Consider the following 21,646-nt stretch of genomic DNA (forward strand, 5'->3'; position numbering starts at 1 on the left):
CCTCCAGGGCCAGATCCGGCCATTCGTTCCGCCCCACGACCGTCGCGGCGGCCACGAGCGCGCGGGCTGAGGCCCTGGCCACCTCGGGCGCCGCGGGGCTCGCCGAGCGAGCAGCTGGCCAGGCCTCCGTCAGGCAGCAGCGTCAGCGACCGGGCAAGCGACTGCGGGTCCCCCGCTCCGGCTCCAGCCGCCGTGGCCGGCATCAGCTGCTCGGTCCGCAGGCCGTCGACCCTGTCGAGGTAGGTGACGACGACGTCGTCCTTGGCGGGGAAGTGCCTTGTAGAAGTGGCCTTGACCGCGCCGGACTCGGCGATGATGAGGTCGACCCGTCCATGTCGATCCTTTCGAGCAGCACCAGGGGGACCATGAAGATCGCAGTCCTCAGCACCGCACGCGGCACCGAGATGCTCTTGCCTGTGTGGCTGCGCCTCATGAAGGCTCCTGGCACGGCAGCCTTCAACGTCAAGATCGTCCGCTGACATGACCGGCCCCATGACCGGCCGGACCGTGCTGGTCACCGGCGGGACCGGCGGGATCGGGCTGGCCACGGCCACCCGTCTCGCCGGTCTCGGAGCCCGTGTGGGGCTCGTCGGCCGCGACGCAGGGCGCGGCGAGAGCGCCGCGGCCCCCATCCGCGCAACCGGCGCCGAGGTCGACGTCTTCGAGGCAGACCTCTCCGTCCAGCGCGACGTCCGCGCGCTGGCGGACAGGGTCCTCGCGGCATATCCCCGCCTCGACGTCCTCGTCAACAACGTCGGAGGCTACTGGGCCACCCGGCACATGACACCGGACGGGCTGGAGCGCACCTTCGCCGTCAACCACCTGGCGCCATTCCTGCTCACCCACCTGCTCCTCGACCGATTGCGCGCGAGCGCCCCTGCCCGCGTCGCCACCGTCTCGTCGGGCGCCCACTCCCTGGGCCGGATCGACCTCGACGACCTGCAGGGGGCGCGGGGCTACAACGGGCAGCGCGCCTACAACCAGTCCAAGCTCGCCAACGTCATGTTCACCTACGAGCTGGCCCGACGCCTCGAGGGCTCGGGCGTCACGGCCAACGTGCTGCACCCCGGCGTGGTCAGGACCGCCTTCGGGCAGGAGGACTCGCGCGGGTGGATGCGGCTCCTGCTGCCCGTCGTCCGACCTTTCATGAAGAGCCCGGGACGTGGCGCGGACACCTCGGTCCTGCTCGCGTCGTCGCCCGAGCTCGAGCACGTGTCCGGCGCCTACTTCGTGAGGGGCCGCGCGAGGCCCTCGGCGCCGGCCTCCTACGACACCGACGTCGCGGCGCGGCTCTGGCGCGCCTCCGCCGAACTCGTCGGGATCGAGTCCCCCTGACGGGGCCTGAGGAACGCGGTCCGGGACCGAGGTCGGACCCCCCCGGACGCAAGTAGGCTCTGCCCGTGAGCGAGCGCTACGACTGCACTGATCCCGACGGGCGTGCGGAGGGCATCCCCGCTGCTGCGGCGGCGGTCCGCCGCGGCGAGGTCGTCGTCCTGCCGACCGACACCGTCTACGGCATCGGCTGCGACGCCTTCGACGCCACCGCGGTCGCGTCGGTCCTGGCTGCCAAGGGCCGCGGTCGGGACATGCCGCCGCCCGTGCTCATCCCGACGGCGCGCACGGCCCAGGGCCTGGCCACGGAGGTCCCTGACTACGCCCAGCGCCTCATGGAGAAGTTCTGGCCGGGACCGCTCACGCTCGTGCTCAAGGCGCAGACGTCCCTGCACTGGGACCTCGGCGACACCAACGGCACGGTGGCGCTGCGCGTGCCGGACCACGAGATCACGCTCGAGCTGCTCGGCGACATCGGGCCCATGGCGGTGACGAGCGCCAACACCACCGGCGACCCCGCCGCCCGCACCGTCGACGAGGCCCTCGGCATGCTGGGGGAGTCCGTCTCGGTCTACCTCGACGGCGGCCCGGCAGGGGAGGGGCAGCCGTCGACGATCGTCGACTGCACCGGTGAGATCCCGCTGACCCTGCGGGTCGGCACCCTGTCGCGGGAGGACATCGACGCCGCGCTCGAGCCGGAGCCCGTGCTCGAGGCGCCCGAGCCCGACGCGGTGCCGGAGGCCGAGCCGGAGCCGGCCGGGGCGATCGAGCCGGAGCCGTTCGGGGCGACCGAGCCGGAGGTGGCCGTTGGCGCCGAGCCGCCGGGGGAGGGGCACGAGGTGCCGACGGCCGAGCGGCCGAGCGACGGCCCCAGCACGACCCCCTAGAGTTGGCTCGCGCTCGCGCCCCACTCCCGACCCTTTCCGGAGACTCCCATGGCTGACGACACGTTCTACGGCTCCGACTTCGGCGCCCTGCAGTCCTTCGACCCCGACATCGCCGGGGTGCTCCTGTCCGAGCTGGACCGCATCCGCAGCGGCCTGCAGCTGATCGCGAGCGAGAACATCAGCTCGCCGGCCGTGCTCACCGCGCTCGGCTCCACGCTCTCGAACAAGTACGCCGAGGGCTACCCGGGCCGCCGCTACTACGGCGGGTGCTCCGAGGTCGACAAGGCCGAGTCGATCGCCATCGAGCGCGCCAAGACGCTCTTCGGCGCCGACCACGCCAATGTGCAGGCCCACTCGGGAGCGAGCGCCAACCAGGCCGTCTACGGCGCCTTCATGGTCCCCGGCGACACCATCCTGGCGATGGCGCTGCCGATGGGTGGCCACCTCACGCACGGGACCAAGGTCTCGTTCTCCGGCAAGTGGTTCAACGCCGTCCACTACGGCGTCGACAAGGAGAGCGAGAACATCGACTACGACCAGGTCGAGGCCCTCGCCCGGGAGCACCGGCCCAAGGTCATCTGCGCGGGCGGCTCAGCCATCCCGCGCCTCATCGACTTCGAGCGCTTCCGCGCCATCGCCGACGAGGTGGGCGCGATCCTCTGGGTCGACGCCGCGCACTTCATCGGCCTCGTGGCCGGCCAGGCCATCCCCTCGCCCGTCCCGTACGCCGACGTGGTGACCTTCACGACGCACAAGGTGCTCCGCGGCCCGCGATCGGGCGCGCTCGTGTGCAAGGCGGAGCACGCCGCCGCCATGGACAAGGCGATCTTCCCGATGATGCAGGGCGGCCCGCAGATGCACACCATCGCGGCCAAGGCGGTCAACTTCAAGGAGGCGGCGACCCCGGAGTACGCCCGGTACGCCAAGGACGTCATCGCCAACAGCCGGCAGCTCGCGGCAAGCCTGCTCGAGCTCGGCATCCGCCCGACCACCGGCGGCACCGACACCCACCTGTCCCTGCTCGACCTGCAGGGCGTCGGCGTCACCGGCAAGGAAGCCGAGGAGCGCGCCGACGCAGCCGGCATCGTGCTCAACAAGAACGCCATCCCCTTCGACCCGCAGAAGCCCAACATCGCCTCCGGCATCCGGGTGGGTACGCCGTCGGTCACCACCCAGGGCATGGGGCTGGAGGAGATGAAGCAGATCGCCTCGCTCATCCACCGGGCCGTCACGCAGGGCGACGCGGACCCCGACCACGCGGTGAGCAAGGACGTGCGTGCGGAGGTCACCGACCTCGTGACGCGCTTCCCGGCATACCCTCGCTGAGTGAGCCCACGTCGTCAGCGTCGGCGTCCGAGCGAAGGTCGGTAGGTGCACGAGTACGTCCTCGTCCTCATCGTGGCCGCTGCGGTCACGTACCTCGCGACACCCTTCATCCGGAGCCTCGCCGTCGCGACGGGCGCCTTCACGGCCGTCCGTGAGCGTGACGTCCACAAGACGCCGATCCCGCGGCTCGGGGGAGTGGGGATCTACATCGGATTCGTCGCCGCCGTGCTCGTCGCGCGCGCGCTGCCCTACCTCGGAGGCCTCTTCTCGACGCGGCAGCTGTGGGGCGTCGTGGTGGCGGGTGGGATCGTCTGCCTCCTCGGTGCGTTCGATGACATCCGTGAGCTCGACTGGCTGACCAAGCTGGCCGGGCAGATGCTCGCGGCCGGACTGATGGCCTACACCGGGGTCCAGCTGCTCTCGCTGCCGATCTTCGGCACGACGATCCTGCCGACCCCGGTGCTCGTGCTCGTCACGGTGCTCGTCGTCATCGCGTCGACGAATGCCGTCAACTTCATCGACGGACTCGACGGGCTGGCCGCGGGCGTCGTCGGGATCGCCGCCTTCGCGTTCTTCATCTACAGCTACCTCGTGTCGCGCTCGTTCGTGCCGGCCAACGTCTTCTCCACCGCCACGTTCATCTGCGCGGCGCTGGTGGGCTGCTGCGCCGGCTTCCTGCCGCACAACTTCCATCCCGCGCGGCTCTTCATGGGTGACTCCGGCGCACTGACGCTCGGGCTGCTGCTGTCGGCGGCCACGATCACGTTGACCGGCAACGTCGACCCCGGCCAGGTCAGCGCCAACGAGGTGTCGGCCGCGTTCCTGCCGATCCTCGTGCCACTCGCGGTGCTGCTGCTCCCGCTGCTCGACATGCTGCTCGCCGTCGTGCGGCGCACGCGGGCCGGCCAGCGCCCGTGGCACCCGGACGCCATGCACCTGCACCACCGCATGCTCCGCATCGGCCACGGCCACCGCCGGGCCGTGCTGATCCTCTACCTGTGGGCCGCGATCGTGGCCCTGGGCTCCGTCTCCTTCGTCATCTGGGACGGCCCCCGTCCGGTGGCGGTCGTCGGAGCGGCCGCCGCCATGGGGGCCGTGCTCACCGTCTGGCTTCCGCGGTGGAGGCCTTCCAAGCGCTTGTGATAGCATTCACAAGCACCTGAGGGGAGGCTGAGAAGCCTCGCCCAGATCGCCCGACATCCTTCCCACAGCACCGATCCGAGCACGATCCGGATCACCGAGCCCCGCCCGCACTACGCCTCACGACGCACCCAGGCAGGTTTCCTTGAGCGCCACACCGGCCCGCGACGCATCACAGTCCGATGCGTTCGCGCAGCTCCTCCGGGGCTCGCTGCTGCCGACGGCCGTCGCCGGGCTCGTCTGCGTGGTCGTCGGCTTCTTCTCGAGCCCCAAGGCCGCCTGGTCGGCCGCGCTCGGCGCCGCGATCGTGGTCTTCTTCTTCAGCCTGACGCTGCTGGTCATGAAGCGCACCGCCGACCTGCCGCCGACCACGACGATGATGATCGTCATGGTGACCTACACCTTCAAGGTGCTGGTGCTCGGCATCGTCATGTTCGCGCTGCGTGACGTCACCTGGGCCTCCGGCTTCGCCGTCGGCCTGTCGATCACGGTGTGCGCCGTCGTCTGGCTCTTCTTCGAGATGCGCGCCTACAAGCGACTGCGGATCTTCGCGTACGACCCCCGGGGTGAGGCCTCGCTCGACGCCGAGCCCACGCGGGAGCCGCGTGATGAGCCGTGAGACCGGAGGTCGGCATGAGTACTCCATTGGCACCCGAGCCGTCGGAGCCCACCGAGCCCACCGAGCCCACCGAGGCGCCCGAGCCGACCGAGGCGAGAGAGCCCACGGAGCCGAGCGCGGCCGACCGGGCCGAGGAGCTGCGGCGGTTCAACTCGCGCGAGCAGGACTCCGCCTGGCGTGCCGTCGCGTACATGCTGACCGGCCCACTCATCTACGGTGGCCTCGGCGCGCTGGCCGACCACTGGCTGGGCACCACGTGGCTGGTCGGAGTCGGGATCGTGGGTGGGATGGCGCTGTCGCTCTACCTGATCTGGTTCCGATACGGTACCCATTGAGCCCATCGACCCCCTTGCCGCTTCCAGACAGGCCCGCGGGCGTGCCGACCAGCACGCCGACGACGGGCCCGGCCGGAAGCCCGGAGCTTTGCGGGGAGCCCCCACCGCTGACGCAGGTCGTCACCCGAAGTGCCCAGAACCTACAAAGGAGTAACCCGTGAGCATCGTGGCCGCCGCCCCGACGGACTACACCGCCCCCGGCGTCAGTGAGTTCTGGCAGCCCCTCTTCGGGACCGACGGTCCCTGGGCGATCACGCGTCCGATCCTCCTCATGGTCGTTGCCACCGGCCTCGTCGTCTGGTGGCTGCTCGCCACGACGAAGAAGAAGGCGCTCGTGCCGAGCCGCGGGCAGATGGGGACCGAGGCCGTCTACGGCCTCGTTCGCAACGGCATCGCCAAGGACCTCATCGGCACCAAGGAGTTCATGCGGTTCGTGCCGCTGCTCTTCGCGCTCTTCACGACGATCCTGGTCAACAACTTCTTCGGCGTCATCCCGCCGTTCAGCTTCCCGACCTTCAGCCGCATCGGCTTCCCGATCGCCCTCTCGCTGATCGTGTGGATCGTCTTCCACGTCGTGGGCATGCGCAAGCACGGCTTCATCGGCTACTGGAAGTCGCTCGTGCCCGCGGGTCTGCCCAAGGCGATGATCCCCGCCATCTTCTTCCTCGAGCTCATCACCGACCTCTTCACGCGTCCGGTCACGCTCGCGCTGCGACTCTTCGGCAACATGTTCGCCGGTCACATCCTCATCGTCCTGTTCATCACGGGCGGCTGGTACATGCTCAACTCCGGCGGGGTCCTCGTCGTCGCCGGTGGTGTCACGTGGATCTTCGCCTTCGTGATGACCCTGTTCGAGCTGCTGGTCGAGTTCCTCCAGGCGTACGTCTTCACCCTTCTGGCCGCCCTCTACATCGGCGGCGCGGTCGCCGACGAGCACTGAGCGGTCACCTCCGAGCTGCACCACAGGCACCACCGGCACCACCACCAGCACGACCCACGGCGTCACCCAGCCCCGGCGGCAACCGTCTCCGGGACCGACAAGAAGGAAATGGAACACAACATGACTGGCAACATCGCCATCCTCGGTTACGGCCTCTCCGCCATCGGCCCCGGTATCGGTGTCGGTCTGATCTTCGCCGCGTACATCAACGGCGTCGCCCGTCAGCCCGAGGCCCGCGGCATGCTGCAGCCGATCGCCTTCCTGGGCATGGCCATCACCGAGGCGCTCGCCATCTTCGGTATCGCGCTCGCGTTCGTCTTCAAGGGCTGACGCCCCCCGGGGCAGCTCGAAGCACCGTTCGTCTTTTCTCTCTAGGAGAACCTCATGCAAGCAGTGACCGTGACCGCCGAAGGCGGCGAGAGCGGCTTCTGGGCCACCGCGGCTCCCATCATCCCGCACCCGCTCGAGTTCTTCTTCGGCCTGGCGTGCTTCGCGATCCTGTACTACGTGGTGGCCAAGAAGGTCGTGCCGCGGCTGGAGCAGATCTACGCCGAGCGCACCGCTGCCATCGAGGGCGGGATGAACAAGGCGGAGGAGGCCCAGGCGCAGGCCCAGGCCGCGCTCGAGCAGTACCAGGCGCAGCTCGTGGAGGCTCGCTCCGAGGCCGCCCGCATCCGTGAGGACGCGAAGGCTCAGGGCGCGCAGATCATCGCCGAGATGCGTGAGCACGCGGCCGCCGAGGCCGCTCGGATCGGCGAGACGGCGCAGAAGCAGATCGAGGCCGAGCGCCAGCAGGCGGTCGTCTCGCTCCGCGGTGACGTCGGGCGCATCTCGACCGAGCTCGCCAGCCGCATCGTCGGCGAGTCGCTCCACGAGGAGACCCGCCAGAAGGGCATCGTCGAGCGCTTCCTCGCCGACCTCGAGTCCGGCGACGTCGTGCGCGAGAAGGTCGGCCGCAGTGCCGGCAGCCAGGACGGGGACGCCTGATGCAGGGACCCTCACGCGCAGCAGCGGCGGCGAGCCGCGAGGCGTTCACCGGCGCCCTGGCTGCCGGCGTCGACCGTTCGCGGTTGGCGGGGGAGCTCTTCGCGGTCGTCGACGTCATCGACGGCAGCGCGACCCTGCGTCGCGCCGTGGCCGACCCGGCCCGTGAGGGTGCGGACAAGGTTCGCTTCGCCGAACGGCTCTTCTCCGGCAAGGTCGGCGCCGAGACGCTCGTCGTGCTCAAGGGTGTCGTCGGGCAGCGGTGGAGCTCGGAGCGTGACCTCTCCGACACGCTCGAGTCGTATGCCGTCGAGGCGGTCGTCGCCCAGGCGGAGGCCTCCGGCCGCGCCGACCGGGTCGAGGACGAGCTCTTCCGCTTCGAGCGGATCGTCGCGGCGGACCCGGCCCTGCGCGCCGCGCTGGTCGAGGCGCAGGCCCCCTCCGACAAGCGCGCCGACCTCGTGTCGTCGCTGCTCCAGGCGAGGGTCACGCCGGAGACCCTCCTGCTGGCCCGCCGGGCTGTGGTCGCACCTCGCGGCCGTCGCTTCGACCGGGTCGTGGAGAACTACCTCGAGACGGCCTCGCGCCGCCGCGAGCAGCAGACGGCCATCGTGACCTCGGCCGTCCCGCTCACCGACGACGACCGCACCCGCCTCGCCGCGGGACTCGCTGCCATCTACGGCGGCACGGTCCACGTCAACACCGTCGTCGACCCCCGGGTCATGGGCGGGGTCAAGGTCGAGATCGGTGACGAGGTCATCGACGGCACCGTCATCCGCAAGCTCGACGCGGCTCGCCGCGCCATGGGCGCCTGAGGCACCCACCACCTGCTGTGAACAACCACCGGCCCGTCATGCGGGTCGAAACCGAGGAGAAGATCTGACATGACGGAGCTTTCGATCCGTCCGGAGGAGATCCGGGACGCACTGGACTCGTTCGTCCAGTCCTACGAGCCCGGCGCGGCCTCCCGCGAAGAGGTCGGCCGCGTCACCGACGCCGGTGACGGCATCGCCCACGTCGAGGGTCTGCCCTCGGCCATGACCAACGAGCTGCTCCAGTTCGAGGACGGCACGCTCGGCCTCGCCCTGAACCTCGACGTCCACGAGATCGGTGTCGTCGTCCTCGGTGACTTCGCCGGCATCGAGGAGGGCCAGCCCGTCAAGCGCACGGGCGAGGTCCTCTCGGTCCCGGTCGGTGACGCGTTCCTCGGCCGGGTCATCGACCCGCTCGGCACCCCGATCGACGGTCTCGGCGACATCAACGCCGAAGGTCGCCGTGCCCTCGAGCTGCAGGCGCCGACGGTCGTCCAGCGCAAGTCGGTCCACGAGCCGCTCCAGACCGGCATCAAGTCCGTGGACGCCATGACGCCGATCGGTCGCGGCCAGCGCCAGCTCATCATCGGTGACCGGCAGACCGGCAAGACGACGGTTGCGATCGACACGATCATCAACCAGAAGCGCAACTGGGAGTCCGGCGACCCCGACGCCCAGGTCCGCTGCATCTACGTCGCGATCGGCCAGAAGGGCTCGACCATCGCGTCCGTCCGCAGCACCCTCGCCGAGGCCGGGGCGCTCGAGTACACGACCATCGTCGCGTCCCCCGCGTCCGACTCGGCCGGCTTCAAGTACCTCGCGCCCTACACCGGTTCCGCCATCGGCCAGCACTGGATGTACCAGGGCAAGCACGTGCTCATCGTGTTCGACGACCTGTCCAAGCAGGCCGAGGCCTACCGCGCCGTGTCACTGCTCCTGCGCCGTCCGCCGGGCCGCGAGGCCTACCCCGGTGACGTCTTCTACCTGCACAGCCGGCTCCTCGAGCGCTGCGCGAAGCTCTCCGACGAGCTCGGCCACGGCTCGATGACGGGACTGCCGATCATCGAGACCAAGGCCGGTGACGTCAGCGCGTACATCCCGACCAACGTCATCTCCATCACGGACGGCCAGATCTACCTGCAGGCCGACCTGTTCAACGCCAACGTGCGTCCGGCCATCGACGTGGGTGTCTCGGTCTCCCGAGTCGGTGGTGCCGCGCAGATCAAGGCGATGAAGTCGGTCGCCGGGCGACTCAAGCTCGACCTCGCGCAGTTCCGCGCGATGGAGGCGTTCGCCATGTTCGCCTCCGACCTCGACCCGGCCTCGCGTGCGCAGCTCGCCCGCGGTGCGCGCCTCGTCGAGCTGCTCAAGCAGCCGCAGAGCTCGCCATACCCCGTCGAGGAGCAGGTCGTCTCGATCTGGACCGGGACGACGGGCAAGCTCGACGACATCGCAGTCGAGGACGTCCGCTCCTTCGAGAAGGAGCTGCTCGAGACGCTGCGTCGTGACGCCAGCATCCTGCAGACCATCCGCGAGACCCTCAAGCTGGACGAGGACACCGAGACGGCCCTCTCGAAGGTCGTCGACGAGGTGAAGTTCACCTTCCGGGGCACCGGCAGGGAGGGCCTCGAGGCGGGCAACGAGGAGTTCGACGAGATCGCCGACGACCAGATCACCCAGGCGCAGATCGTCAAGCAGAAGTAAACGCTCGGGGGCTTCGCCCCCCTGGCGACCCGGAACGGCCCGCGTGGCCGGGAGGGCGCCCGGGGGCGAAGCCGCCCACACGGCATACGCCATGCCGTGAACCCCGCAGGACACGTCACCACAGACTCACGAGACCAAGAGAGGCGGAGCACATGGGAGCGCAGATGCGGATCTACCGCCAGCGCATCAAGTCCGTCAACTCCATCAAGAAGATCACCAACGCGATGGAGCTGATCGCGGCCGCACGCGTCGTCAAGGCCCGCCAGCGGGCCACCGAGGCGATGCCGTACACGACCGCGCTGACGCGCGCCGTCTCCGCGGTGGCGACCAACACGAACGAGGACCACCCGCTGACGACGGCGAAGGAGACCGCCACGCGGGCCGGCGTCGTCATCATCACGGCGGACCGCGGACTTGCCGGTGCCTACTCCGTCGCGGCGATCAAGGAGAGCGCGGAGCTGATCTCCAAGCTGACCGCCGAGGGCAAGCAGGTCGTGCCCTACCTCGTCGGTCGCAAGGCCGTGAGCTACTACAAGTTCCGCAAGCGCGAGTACGCCGCTGAGTGGACCGGCTTCTCCGACGCCCCGACGTTCGAGAACGCCAAGGAGATCGCCGACCGCGTCACGGCCGACTTCCTCAAGGACACGGCGGAGGGGGGCCACGACGAGATCCACGTCGTCTTCACCCGCTTCCGCTCGATGGTCCGACAGGAGCCGCACGTCCTTCGCCTGCTGCCCCTCGAGGTGGTGGACGCCGACGACGCCCGCGACGAGGACAGCCTCGACCTCAGCGTGCACCACTACGAAGAGGGCCAGATCGCGCCGGAGTACTCCTTCGAGCCCGGCGCCGCAGAGGTCCTCGACCTGCTGCTGCCGAAGTACGTCCGCAACCGCATCTTCACCGCGTTGCTGAGCTCGGCCGCCTCCGAGCTCGCCGCCCGCCAGCGGGCCATGAAGTCGGCCACCGACAACGCGACCGAGCTCATCAAGAAGTACGAGCGCCTCGCCAACCAGGCACGCCAGGCAGGCATCACCCAAGAGATCAGCGAAATCGTGGGCGGCGCGAACGCCCTCGCCGACGCCGAGAAGTAACCCGCCCAGAAGGTAAGGAAGTCAACACCCATGACTGCAACCGTCAGTGACAATGCAGTGGCTGCTGAGGCCGCGGGCGGCGTCGGCCGCATCGCCCGGATCATCGGCCCGGTCGTCGACGTGGAGTTCCCCGTCGAGGCCATGCCCGAGCAGTACAACCTGCTCACGACCGAGGTGACCCTCGCGGGCGAGACGAAGAACATCAACCTCGAGGTCGCCCAGCACATCGGCGACAACATGGTCCGCGCCATCTCGCTCCAGCCGACCGACGGCCTGGTGCGCGGCTCGGCCGTGCAGGACACCGGTGGCCCGATCACCGTGCCCGTCGGTGACGTGACCCTCGGCAAGGTCTTCAACACCACCGGTGTCTGCATGAACCTCAAGGAGGGCGAGACCCTCGAGGTCAAGGAGCGGTGGGGCATCCACCGCAAGGCCCCGGCCTTCGACCAGCTCGAGTCCAAGACCACGATGTTCGAGACGGGCATCAAGGTCATCGACCTGATGACCCCGTACGTCCAGGGCGGCAAGATCGGCCTGTTCGGTGGTGCCGGTGTGGGCAAGACCGTGCTCATCCAGGAGATGATCGCCCGCGTCGCCCGTGACCACGGTGGCGTTTCGGTGTTCGCCGGTGTCGGTGAGCGCACCCGTGAGGGCAACGACCTCATGGTCGAGATGGAGGAGGCGGGCGTCCTCGGGCAGACCGCCCTCGTGTTCGGCCAGATGGACGAGCCGCCGGGCACGCGTCTTCGCGTCGCCCTGTCGGCGCTGACGATGGCGGAGTACTTCCGCGACGTCCAGAAGCAGGACGTCCTGCTCTTCATCGACAACATCTTCCGCTTCACGCAGGCCGGCTCGGAGGTCTCCACCCTCCTCGGCCGTATGCCGTCCGCCGTGGGCTACCAGCCCACCCTCGCCGACGAGATGGGCACGCTCCAGGAGCGCATCACGTCCACGCGTGGACACTCGATCACCTCGATGCAGGCGATCTACGTGCCGGCCGACGACTACACCGACCCGGCCCCGGCCACGACGTTCGCGCACCTCGACGCGACGACCGAGCTCTCCCGTGACATCGCGTCGATGGGTATCTACCCCGCCGTCGACCCGCTGTCCTCGACCTCGCGCATCCTCGACCCGCGCTACGTCACGCAGGAGCACTACAGCACCGCGGTCCGGATCCGCTCGATCCTCCAGCGCAACAAGGAGCTGCAGGACATCATCGCGATCCTCGGTATCGACGAGCTGTCCGAGGAGGACAAGATCCTCGTGAACCGTGCCCGTCGCATCCAGCGGTTCCTGTCGCAGAACACCTACGTCGCCAAGCAGTTCACCGGCATCGAGGGCTCGACCGTGCCGCTGGTCGACACCATCGAGGCGTTCACGAAGATCGCCGACGGCGAGTACGACCACGTCGCCGAGCAGGCCTTCTTCATGTGTGGTGGCCTCGACGACGTCGAGCGCCAGTGGGCGGAGATCCAGAAGAACCTCTGATCCATACCCGAGCGCCGGGATGACCGGTCTCACCCGACGACGGGGAGGTGCCCTCTGGGCGCCTCCCCGTTCGTCGTCGGTGGGCCACCTGGCGGTCGTATCGTCCCGGTCCACCGCTGCTTCCCGGCGTCGGGTGCGGGCATGCGGGTAAGACTCCCGGTGTTGGACCAGACGTACCTACGTCAGCGCCGACGGAGCCACCACCGCGAACGAGGAGAAGGATGATCGTGAGCACGTCCAGCCAGCAGGCCCCCCGCCACCGGGTCGTGGTCATCGGATCGGGGTTCGGCGGACTGTTCAGCACGCAGCGGCTGCAGCACGCCGACGTCGACGTGACCGTCATCGGCCGGACGACCCACCACCTCTTCCAGCCCCTGCTCTACCAGGTCGCCACCGGCATCCTCTCCGAGGGGGAGATCGCGCCCTCGACCCGCGAGGTGCTCCGACGACAGGAGAACGCGAAGGTGCTGCTCGGCGAAGTGACCGACATCGACCTGACCGCCCGCACCGTGACGCACACGGCGGTCGGCCGTGAGACGGTCACCCCCTACGACTCGCTCATCGTGGCAGCCGGCGCGGGACAGTCGTGGTTCGGCAACGACCAGTTCGCGCGGCACGCCCCGGGGATGAAGTCGATCGACGACGCGCTCGAGCTGCGCGGTCGCATCTTCGGATCGTTCGAGCTGGCCGAGCTGGCCTCGACGCCCGCCGAGATCGAGCGCCTGATGACCTTCGTCGTCGTCGGGGCCGGACCGACCGGCGTGGAGATGGCGGGACAGATCTCCGAGCTCGCCAAGCGCACCCTGCGGCGCGACTTCCGGCGCATCGACCCCACGAAGGCGCGGGTCATCCTGCTCGACGCCGCCCCGGCGGTGCTCGGCGCCTTCGGCGAGAAGCTGGGCGGCCGCGCGGTCAAGCGACTCACCGAGATGGGGGTGGAGGTGCGCCTCGGCGCGAAGGTCGTCGACGTCGACTCCACCGGCATCGAGGTCGAGACCGACCGCGGTCGCGAGCGCATCGAGTCGGTCTGCAAGGTGTGGGCCGCCGGCGTCAGCGCCTCGCCGCTCGGCCGGCAGCTGGCCGAGCAGACCGGAGCAACGCTCGACCGGGCCGGCCGCATCGAGGTTCAGGACGACCTCACGCTCCCGGGCCACCCGGAGGTCTTCGTGGTCGGCGACATGGCGTCCCTCAAGCGCCTGCCGGGTGTCGCCCAGGTCGCCATCCAGGGTGGTCGCTACGCCGCTGACCAGATCATGCGCCGGCTCAAGGGCCAGGAGCCGAAGGGGCCGTTCGAGTACTTCGACAAGGGGTCGATGGCGACCATCTCGCGGTTCTCCGCCGTCGCGTCGGTCGGCAAGGCGCAGTTCAGCGGCTTCTTCGCCTGGGTGCTGTGGCTCGCCGTCCACCTCGTCTACATCATCGGCTTCAAGCACCGCATCACGACGCTCCTGCACTGGGTCGTGACCTTCATCGGTCGCGGTCGGTCCGAGCGGGTGGTCACGGAGCAGCAGGTCTTCGCACGGCAGGCGATCTCCGACCTCGGGACCGAGTTCAGTCCCGAGCTGCCGCGCCTGACCCGTGACCGGCCCCACGAGCTGGAGGCGGGCGCCGACGGCGACCACGGCGCCCGTGTCACGGCCGGCCCGTCGATCTCGGGGGCCAACAGGGCCCAGGGTGCCCCGCCCCCGGACTCGCCCCCCGCGGACTGAGCCAGCACGCAACGACGTCGGGCCGGCCCGCTGGGGAGCCGCCCGACGCGTACGTGCTCGGTGGCCGGGTCAGGGCACGAGGCGCTCCACCGCGGCACCGAGGCGCGGCAGGGCCGCAATGACCTGCTCCTTCGCCCGTCCCCGCAGCGAGCCGTAGACCTTGGCGGCCGCGCCGTGCGAGGTCTTGGCGGCCTTCGCGTCCGTCACGGTGAGGAGCGCGTCGGCGGCCGCCTCCGGCTGTGACGCCAGGTAGGCCCCGAACGGCTCGTCGCCCTTGGCGGCCCAGAACGGGTCGAGGGCCGTCGCGAACTGGGGGAGCAGGCGGTCGGTGGCGCTCGTGACGAAGCTTCCACCGAGCCGCTTGGCAGCGGCATAGCCGGCCTTGACGGTGGCGCCGCCGAGACCTGACTTGCCGGCCACCTCGGCGTCGATGACGTCGGTGAGGGTCTGGACGGCCACCGGTCGGCGGGCCGGTTCGAGGAGGGCGTCGGACACGGCGGTGCTCATGGATGGGACTCCTGTGGAAGGTTGCGACGGCACGGGCGACCGACGCCGCCTCGCGTACGGAGCATCCTTGCAGAGGCACTAAACTCGGGACCACCACCCCACGATCCGGAGGAAACGTGAGTTCGCTCAAGGTTGAGATGGTTGCCGCCGACCGGAAGGTCTGGGAGGGCGAGGCCAAGTTCGTACGCGCCCGGTCCATCTCAGGCGAGCTGGGCATCCTGCCCGGCCACACCCCGCTGCTCGGTGTTCTCGTCGAAGGTGAGGTCGCCATCGAGTCGCTCGAGGGTGAGCGTCGCACCGTGATGGTGGACGGCGGCTTCCTCTCCGTCGACTCCGACGTCGTGACCATCGTCGCCGAGCACGTCGACGCCTCGTCGCTCCAGACGAACTGAGGTCACCGCGTGCCGTCCGTTCTCGCCTCGACCGAGATGGTGATCGGCACGCTCCTGGTGGTCGCGGTGGCCGTCCTGCTGACGACCTTCCTCCGCCGTCGTTACATCGCCAAGGGCCTGCCGCTGACTCTCTGCGGCCTGCGCCGCTCGGAGGGCGACCGCTGGCGCCTGGGCCTGATCAGGTTCGGCGACAACGCCCTCGAGTGGTACGCCCTCGGGGGCGTCTCGGTGCGTCCGAAGCACCGCTGGCTGCGTCAGCGCCTGCTGCTCGACGCACCTGAGATGCTCCACGGGAGCGAGTCCATCCCCCTGCTGCCCGATGCGAGCCGGGTGCCGTGCAGCGACGGCGACCGCCGTTTCCAGCTCGCCCTGCAGGGTCCTGCCTACACCGCCCTGAGGTCGTGGCAGGAAGCCTCACCACCCGGCTACAACGTCAACGTCGCCTGACAACGGCGCTCGGCTGGGCCGACCCGTCTCGTGTGCTCGAGATCGCCTGGCTGCTGCTCCCTGGCGACGCGTCCGCGCGATCTCAGGCGCGATCAGCCGCCGACCGTCCGGCCAGCCACGGATCCCGTGGTGTGGCCACCACCGCCGCACGCACGCCGGACGCCTTCGCCTGAACGTATGCCGTCTCGAGCCGTTCGCGGACCCAGTGGTCGTGGTTACCGCTTCGGGCGCCGCTCGGGCTTCTCGACGCGGCCGCCGCCCGGTTGCCAGAGCACGTCCCCGCCGATCGGCTTGTTGGCGACCCGGGCCAGGATGAAGAGCAGGTCCGAGAGCCGGTTGAGGTACTTCGCCGTCAGCACGTTGACCCCGCCGACGCCCCGGCCATCGGTGTCCGAGGGGGCCGCCTCGGTGCCGTGCTGGTCAACGGCCGCCCACGCGGACCGTTCGGCCCGACGCACGATCGTCGTCGCGAGGTGCAGGTGCGCCGATCCGGGGGTGCCGCCGGGAAGGATGAACGACCGCAGCTTCTCGACCTGCTCGAGGTAGTGGTCGCAGTCCCTCTCGAGGTCGTCGACCCAAGGCTGCTCGACGCGCAGCGGCGGGTAGGCGTAGCTGTGGCGCAGCGGTGTCGAGAGGTCGGCCCCGACGTCGAAGAGCTCGTTCTGCACGCGCTGCAGTGTGGCTTTCACCTCGTCGGGCAGCTCGCCGCAGGCAACGGCGATCCCGATGGCCGCGTTGGCCTCGTTCGAGTCGGCGTAGGCGTGCAGCCGGGCATCGTTCTTGCTGACCCGCGAGAAGTCGCCGAGGCTCGTCGTGCCGTCGTCGCCGGTGCGCGTGTAGATCCGCGTCAGGTTGACCATGGGGTCACTCTCTCACCCGGCCTGGGCGGTCCGGCGCGTGGCCGGCGCCCCGATAGGGTTCGGTGGGTGAGAGAGCGATTCCGTGTCGTCGGTGGCGCACACCTCGTGGGCGAGGTGTCGGTCGTGGGCGCCAAGAACAGCGCCCTCAAGCTGATGGCCGTGGCCCTGCTCGCGGTCGGCCGCACCCGACTGACCAATGTCCCGGCCATCGCCGACGTCACGATCATGGCCGAGCTGCTGCGCCGCCTGGGGGTGGGCGTCGACTACGACGCAGCCGCCGGCGTGGTCGTGCTGGACGTGCCGCAGCGCATCGGCCACCGTGCCGACTACGAGCTCGTCCGGGCGCTGCGTGCCTCCATCTCGGTCCTCGGGCCGCTCGTCGCCAGGGTCGGGGAGGCCGACGTCGCGGTCCCCGGCGGAGACGCGATCGGGTCGCGCGGGCTCGACCTGCACGCCGCGGGCCTCGAGGCCCTCGGCGCCGAGGTGCACGTGACCCACGGCTACCTCGTGGCCACCGCCCCGCACGGGCTGCACGGTGCCGACATCCGCCTCGACTTCCCGAGCGTCGGGGCCACCGAGAACATCCTCACGGCCGCGGTGCTCGCCCGCGGCACGACGACGATCGACAACGTCGCCAAGGAGCCGGAGATCGTCGACATCGCCGAGATGCTCGGGTCGATGGGTGCCCGCATCGAGGGCGCCGGCACGTCACGCATCACCGTGCACGGTGTCGAGGGGCTGTCGCCGACCGAGCACCCCGTGGTGTCCGACCGGATCGCGGCCGGCACCTGGGCCTTCGCCGCGGCGACGACGCGAGGGGACATCGAGGTCGTCGGAGGGGTCGCAGAGCACCTCCGCGCGCCGCTCATGGCGCTGGAGGACGCCGGCTGCGAGGTCGCGGTCACGGGCCGCGGCTTCCGCATCACGGCGCTCGGGTGCCGCCCACGCGCCTTCGACGTCGCGACCCTGCCCTACCCGGGCTTCCCGACCGACCTGCAGCCCTTCGCCCTGGCCTACAACGCCGTCGCCGACGGGTCCGCCATGGTGACCGAGAACCTCTTCGAGGCGCGCTTCCGCACCGTGCAGGAGCTCGCCCGTCTCGGCGCCGACGCCCAGGTCGATGGACACCACGTCATGACGCACGGCGTCCCGATCCTCTCCGGTGCCCCGGTGGAGAGCAGCGACATCAGGTCCGGCGCCGCCCTCGTTCTCGCGGGCCTGGTGGCCGACGGCGAGACGCTGGTCAGCGGCGTCCACCACATCGACCGCGGCTACCCGCGGTTCGAGCAGGCGCTCCGGACGCTCGGGGCCGACGTGACGCGCGAACCGGAGGACGAGCCCCCCTTCGCGTAGCCACGAAAGTCGACACCCGATGTTCGTATTTTCTTGACCACTTCTTGACTCCAAGGGACAACGTTTCCGCTGACTGGGGCGTCATCATGGTGACGGCACAGCGTTGAGAGGGGTCAACATGACGCTGCACAACCACCCGGGGGGACCGGTCCGAGTGCTCGAGGCACCGGACGGCCACGACGTGATCATCGAGGGGCGGCTCGACGTCCACACGGTCCCGGACATCCGCGACGCGATCCACGCCGTCATCATCCGAGGTCCCGGCGAGCTGCGACTGCACCTCGGGGCCGCCGAGATCGGCGACGCCACGGGTCTCGGGGTCATCGTCCACCTGCACCGTCGCGCGACCCGGGCGCAGCGCCGCCTCGTGCTCGTCGACGCGAGCGACCGCACGACGCGCCTGCTGCGCGGGTGCCGTCTCGAGCGCATTCTGGCTCCCCGGCACCAGGCGCCGGCCGAGCTCACTGTGGCGCCTCTCACCGCCTGAGCGCCTCCTCACCGCCCGACGCCGCCGCTAGCGTCGAGCCATGTCTTCGACGGAGAGCACCGCGCCCCCGACCGCCCGGGTGACGCCCGACCGTCCGTGGGTGATGCGTACCTATGCCGGCCACTCGAGTGCCGCTGCGAGCAACGCGCTCTACCGCCGCAACCTCGACAAGGGCCAGACCGGCCTGTCGGTGGCCTTCGACCTGCCGACGCAGACCGGCTACGACCCCGACCACGTCCTGTCGCGCGGGGAGGTGGGCAAGGTCGGCGTGCCGATCAGCCACATCGGCGACATGGCGGCGCTCTTCGACGAGATCCCGCTGCGCGAGATGAACACCTCGATGACGATCAACGCCCCAGCCATGTGGCTGCTCGCGCTCTACCAGGTGGCCGCCGAGCGGCAGGCGGAGGCGGCGGGTCAGGACCCGGCCGACTGGGTGCACTCGCTCTCGGGCACGACCCAGAACGACATCATCAAGGAGTACCTCTCACGCGGGACGTACATCTTCCCGCCGGCACCCTCGCTGCGGCTCATCACCGACATGGTGGCCTACACGGTTCGAGAGATCCCGAGGTGGAACCCCGTCAACATCTGCAGCTACCACCTGCAGGAGGCCGGGGCCACGCCCGTGCAGGAGGTCGCGTACGCCATGTCGACCGCGGTCGCAGTGCTCGACGCCGTGCGCGAATCCGGACAGGTCCCGCCGGAGGAGTTCGCGAGCGTCGTCGCCCGGATCTCCTTCTTCGTCAACGCCGGTGTCCGGTTCGTCGAGGAGATGTGCAAGATGCGCGCCTTCGTCGAGCTGTGGGACGAGCTGACCCGCGAGCGCTACGGCGTGACCGATGCAAAGGCGCGGCGGTTCCGCTACGGCGTCCAGGTCAACAGCCTCGGCCTCACCGAGGCGCAGCCCGAGAACAACGTGCAGCGCATCGTCCTGGAGATGCTGGCCGTGACCCTCTCCAAGGACGCGCGGGCCCGGGCCATCCAGCTGCCGGCGTGGAACGAGGCGCTCGGGCTCCCGCGTCCGTGGGACCAGCAGTGGAGCCTGCGGATGCAGCAGGTGCTGGCGTACGAGTCGGACCTGTTGGAGTACGACGACCTCTTCACGGGGTCGGTCGTCGTCGAGGCCAAGGTCGCCGAGCTGGTCGCCGGCGCCAAGGCCGAGATGGCTCGCGTGGAGGAGCTGGGCGGGGCGGTGGCGGCCGTCGAGTCCGGCTACATGAAGTCCGCGCTCGTCGCCTCGCACGCCGAACGGCGCCGCCGCATCGAGGCCGGTGAGGCCGTCATCGTCGGGCTCAACCGCTTCGAGACGACCGAGCCCAACCCGCTCACCGCCGACCTCGAGACCGCGATCCAGACCGTGGACGTCGATGTGGAGCGCCATGCCGCCGAGGCCGTTCGCGTGTGGCGCGAGTCGCGTGACGCCGATCCCGAGCGCCGTGCCCGGGCCGCCGCGGCGATGGGGCGACTGCGCGCCGACGCGGGCTCGGACGCCAACCTCATGCGGGCGTCGCTCGAGTGCGCCCGGGCTGGGGTGACGACGGGGGAGTGGGCGGCGGCCCTGCGTGAGCAGTTCGGCGAGTACCGTGCTCCCACAGGGGTTTCCGGGTCCGTGGGGGTCAGTTCGAGCCAGCCGGGTGACGCGCTGTCGCACGTCCGCGAGCTCGTCGCCTGCACCGGTGAGGAGCTCGGTGAGAAGCTGCGCATCCTCGTCGGCAAGCCCGGTCTCGACGGCCACAGCAACGGTGCCGAGCAGGTGGCGGTGCGCGCGCGCGACGCCGGCTTCGAGGTTGTCTACCAGGGCATCCGCCTGACACCCGCGCAGATCGTCGCTGCGGCGGTGGCCGAGGACGTCCACCTCGTCGGGCTCTCGATCCTGAGCGGCTCCCACATGGAGCTCGTCCCCGACGTGCTGCGTGGTCTGCGCCAGGCGGGCGCGGGCGACGTCCCGGTCATCGTCGGCGGCATCATCCCCGAGTCGGACGCGGCCGCGCTGCGGGCCGCCGGCGTCGCGATGGTCTTCACCCCCAAGGACTTCGGCCTCAACGACATCATGGGCGAGATGGTCGGGGTGATCCGTTCCGCACGTGGACTGTCCCCGCTCGAGTCCGCGGCCGTCCGAGCCGGCGTAGCGTCGCAGCCATGAGCGACCTGCAGTGCGCCGCGCGTCTCATCGTCGTCAACCCGCCGGGGCTGTCGGACGTGGCGTGGCTGGCCTCCGCGATCCACCTCGAGAAGGTCCAGGCGGTGTATGCCGCCGTCGACGTCCCGGACACCGGCCCGGTCGAGTCGCTGGCCGACGACCTGGGCGTGCCCTCGCACCTCGGGCACGGCGCCCTGCACGACGGGTCACCGGGCCTCGAGGAGCTCGTCGACCGGCACCGCGGCGAGACCATCGTCGTCGTGCGCGGCGGCGAAGCCAGCCAGGCCGTGCTGGTCCTCGTCGACGCCGACGGGGTGACCAGGCAGCCGATCGAAGGGCTGCTCTGACCGGGGGGCCGGCCATACGGCATACGCCCGCGGTGGGTCAGAAGAGTCGTGACTCCGCGTCGTCGATGCCCTTGAGTGCGTCGTAGTCGAGCACCACGCAGCGGATGCCGCGGTCCTCCGCCAAGGTGCGCGCCTGCGGCTTGATCTGCTGCGCGGCGAAGACGCCGGTCACGGGCGAGAGGTGCGGGTCGCGGTTCATCAGCTCGAGGTAGCGGGTCAGCTGCTCGACGCCGTCGATCTCGCCGCGGCGCTTGATCTCGACGGCGACGCTCGTGCCGGCCGAGTCCTTGGCGAGGATGTCGACGGGGCCGATCGCCGTCATGTACTCGCGCCGCACGAGGGACCAGCCGTGGCCGAGGGTGTGGATGTGCTCGGCGAGCAGGCGCTGCAGGTGCGCCTCGACGCCGTCCTTCACCAGGCCCGGGTCGACCCCGAGCTCGTGCGCCGAGTCGTGGAGGACCTCGCGGATCAGGACGGTGAGGCGGTCCTCGCTCTTGGCGTGCTGGACCCGCCACACGGCGACGACGCCTTCGGCGGCCTGCGCCTCGTCGGGGTCGACCTCGGCCATGGTGCACGGCGGCGACATCCAGTTGAGCGGCTTGTACGACCCGCCGTCGCTGTGCACGAGCACCGAGCCGTCGGCCTTGACGACGAGCAGCCGGGTCGCGAGCGGGAGGTGGGCGGTGAGCCGACCGTCGTAGTCGACGCTGCACCGGGCTATGACGAGACGCACCGGACCA

Annotated in this window: 23 protein-coding genes; 20 read left to right on the forward strand and 3 right to left on the reverse strand. The window is 70.2% G+C overall.

The genetic code is table 11. The features are described from left to right. The first annotated feature begins 480 nt into the window (after window positions 1-480). From AC3WRT_RS00630 to AC3WRT_RS00695, 14 genes are all read left to right on the forward strand, one after another. Window positions 481-1,335 (forward strand): SDR family oxidoreductase, encoded by an 855-nt coding sequence (locus AC3WRT_RS00630; RefSeq protein WP_492717883.1) that lies wholly within the window; start codon window positions 481-483, stop codon window positions 1,333-1,335. A 65-nt stretch (window positions 1,336-1,400) separates the two neighbouring features. Further along, entirely contained in the window at window positions 1,401-2,219 is an 819-nt protein-coding gene (locus tag AC3WRT_RS00635) for an L-threonylcarbamoyladenylate synthase (RefSeq protein WP_492717885.1), read from the forward strand. Between the two features lie 48 nt (window positions 2,220-2,267). Then, entirely contained in the window at window positions 2,268-3,545 is a 1,278-nt protein-coding gene (gene glyA, locus AC3WRT_RS00640) for a serine hydroxymethyltransferase (protein ID WP_492717887.1), read from the forward strand. A gap of 45 nt (window positions 3,546-3,590) precedes the next feature. Then, window positions 3,591-4,688, forward strand: coding sequence for a glycosyltransferase family 4 protein (locus AC3WRT_RS00645; RefSeq protein WP_492717889.1), 1,098 nt, complete (start codon window positions 3,591-3,593; stop codon window positions 4,686-4,688). A 142-nt stretch (window positions 4,689-4,830) separates the two neighbouring features. Continuing rightward, a complete protein-coding gene (locus AC3WRT_RS00650) occupies window positions 4,831-5,304 on the forward strand; it encodes a Cg1360 family ATP-synthase-associated protein (RefSeq protein ID WP_492717894.1) in 474 nt (157 codons plus the stop codon). A 14-nt stretch (window positions 5,305-5,318) separates the two neighbouring features. Beyond that, window positions 5,319-5,639: a hypothetical protein gene (locus AC3WRT_RS00655; RefSeq protein WP_492717898.1), complete on the forward strand. Its 321-nt coding sequence runs from the start codon at window positions 5,319-5,321 to the stop codon at window positions 5,637-5,639. A gap of 157 nt (window positions 5,640-5,796) precedes the next feature. Next, the gene (atpB, locus tag AC3WRT_RS00660) at window positions 5,797-6,579 is read left to right on the forward strand and encodes a F0F1 ATP synthase subunit A (protein ID WP_492717900.1); all 783 of its coding nucleotides are present in this window, start codon (window positions 5,797-5,799) and stop codon (window positions 6,577-6,579) included. 120 nt (window positions 6,580-6,699) lie between these two features. Then, window positions 6,700-6,909: an ATP synthase F0 subunit C gene (gene atpE, locus AC3WRT_RS00665; RefSeq protein WP_020142944.1), complete on the forward strand. Its 210-nt coding sequence runs from the start codon at window positions 6,700-6,702 to the stop codon at window positions 6,907-6,909. A 54-nt stretch (window positions 6,910-6,963) separates the two neighbouring features. Continuing rightward, window positions 6,964-7,566, forward strand: a complete 603-nt coding sequence (locus AC3WRT_RS00670) for a F0F1 ATP synthase subunit B (protein WP_492717903.1) — start codon at window positions 6,964-6,966, stop codon at window positions 7,564-7,566. Continuing rightward, window positions 7,566-8,378, forward strand: coding sequence for a F0F1 ATP synthase subunit delta (locus AC3WRT_RS00675; protein ID WP_492717905.1), 813 nt, complete (start codon window positions 7,566-7,568; stop codon window positions 8,376-8,378). The genes AC3WRT_RS00670 and AC3WRT_RS00675 overlap by 1 nt, the downstream gene beginning before the upstream one ends. A 69-nt stretch (window positions 8,379-8,447) precedes the next feature. Further along, the gene (gene atpA / locus AC3WRT_RS00680) at window positions 8,448-10,079 is read left to right on the forward strand and encodes a F0F1 ATP synthase subunit alpha (protein WP_492717907.1); all 1,632 of its coding nucleotides are present in this window, start codon (window positions 8,448-8,450) and stop codon (window positions 10,077-10,079) included. Window positions 10,080-10,231: 152 nt separating this feature from the next. After that, window positions 10,232-11,170: a F0F1 ATP synthase subunit gamma gene (locus tag AC3WRT_RS00685; RefSeq protein WP_492717909.1), complete on the forward strand. Its 939-nt coding sequence runs from the start codon at window positions 10,232-10,234 to the stop codon at window positions 11,168-11,170. 30 nt (window positions 11,171-11,200) lie between these two features. After that, window positions 11,201-12,661 (forward strand): F0F1 ATP synthase subunit beta, encoded by a 1,461-nt coding sequence (gene atpD, locus AC3WRT_RS00690; RefSeq protein ID WP_492717911.1) that lies wholly within the window; start codon window positions 11,201-11,203, stop codon window positions 12,659-12,661. 227 nt (window positions 12,662-12,888) lie between these two features. Beyond that, on the forward strand, window positions 12,889-14,370 hold the full coding sequence (locus tag AC3WRT_RS00695; RefSeq protein ID WP_492717913.1) for an NAD(P)/FAD-dependent oxidoreductase: 1,482 nt from the start codon (window positions 12,889-12,891) through the stop codon (window positions 14,368-14,370). A gap of 69 nt (window positions 14,371-14,439) precedes the next feature. Here AC3WRT_RS00695 and AC3WRT_RS00700 read toward each other — a convergent pair whose 3' ends face one another. Continuing rightward, entirely contained in the window at window positions 14,440-14,877 is a 438-nt protein-coding gene (locus AC3WRT_RS00700) for a DUF6918 family protein (RefSeq protein ID WP_492717915.1), read from the reverse strand. A gap of 116 nt (window positions 14,878-14,993) precedes the next feature. On the opposite strand from AC3WRT_RS00700, the gene AC3WRT_RS00705 reads away from it, so the two are divergent. Then, on the forward strand, window positions 14,994-15,269 hold the full coding sequence (locus AC3WRT_RS00705) for a F0F1 ATP synthase subunit epsilon (protein ID WP_030194945.1): 276 nt from the start codon (window positions 14,994-14,996) through the stop codon (window positions 15,267-15,269). Window positions 15,270-15,278: 9 nt separating this feature from the next. Beyond that, entirely contained in the window at window positions 15,279-15,716 is a 438-nt protein-coding gene (locus AC3WRT_RS00710; protein ID WP_492717918.1) for a DUF2550 domain-containing protein, read from the forward strand. Window positions 15,717-15,931: 215 nt separating this feature from the next. Here AC3WRT_RS00710 and AC3WRT_RS00715 read toward each other — a convergent pair whose 3' ends face one another. Then, the gene (locus tag AC3WRT_RS00715) at window positions 15,932-16,576 is read right to left on the reverse strand and encodes a cob(I)yrinic acid a,c-diamide adenosyltransferase (RefSeq protein ID WP_492717920.1); all 645 of its coding nucleotides are present in this window, start codon (window positions 16,574-16,576) and stop codon (window positions 15,932-15,934) included. Between the two features lie 66 nt (window positions 16,577-16,642). Between AC3WRT_RS00715 and murA the strand changes: the two genes are divergently transcribed. The 4 genes from murA (at window position 16,643) to AC3WRT_RS00735 (ending at window position 20,906) form a co-directional block, all read left to right on the forward strand. Continuing rightward, the gene (gene murA / locus AC3WRT_RS00720; protein WP_492717922.1) at window positions 16,643-17,929 is read left to right on the forward strand and encodes a UDP-N-acetylglucosamine 1-carboxyvinyltransferase; all 1,287 of its coding nucleotides are present in this window, start codon (window positions 16,643-16,645) and stop codon (window positions 17,927-17,929) included. A gap of 118 nt (window positions 17,930-18,047) precedes the next feature. Further along, window positions 18,048-18,416 carry an STAS domain-containing protein gene (locus AC3WRT_RS00725; protein ID WP_492717924.1) on the forward strand — a complete coding sequence of 123 codons (369 nt, stop codon included), beginning with the start codon at window positions 18,048-18,050 and terminating at the stop codon, window positions 18,414-18,416. A gap of 40 nt (window positions 18,417-18,456) precedes the next feature. Then, on the forward strand, window positions 18,457-20,562 hold the full coding sequence (locus AC3WRT_RS00730) for a protein meaA (RefSeq protein ID WP_492717926.1): 2,106 nt from the start codon (window positions 18,457-18,459) through the stop codon (window positions 20,560-20,562). Beyond that, window positions 20,559-20,906, forward strand: a complete 348-nt coding sequence (locus tag AC3WRT_RS00735) for a hypothetical protein (RefSeq protein WP_492717928.1) — start codon at window positions 20,559-20,561, stop codon at window positions 20,904-20,906. The genes AC3WRT_RS00730 and AC3WRT_RS00735 overlap by 4 nt, the downstream gene beginning before the upstream one ends. Window positions 20,907-20,943: 37 nt before the next feature. On the opposite strand, the gene nucS is transcribed toward AC3WRT_RS00735, so the two are convergent. Next, window positions 20,944-21,639 carry an endonuclease NucS gene (gene nucS / locus AC3WRT_RS00740; protein WP_492717930.1) on the reverse strand — a complete coding sequence of 232 codons (696 nt, stop codon included), beginning with the start codon at window positions 21,637-21,639 and terminating at the stop codon, window positions 20,944-20,946. Between the last annotated feature and the right edge of the window lie 7 nt (window positions 21,640-21,646).

Source organism: Terrabacter sp. FW104-15G4B (assembly GCF_058790095.1).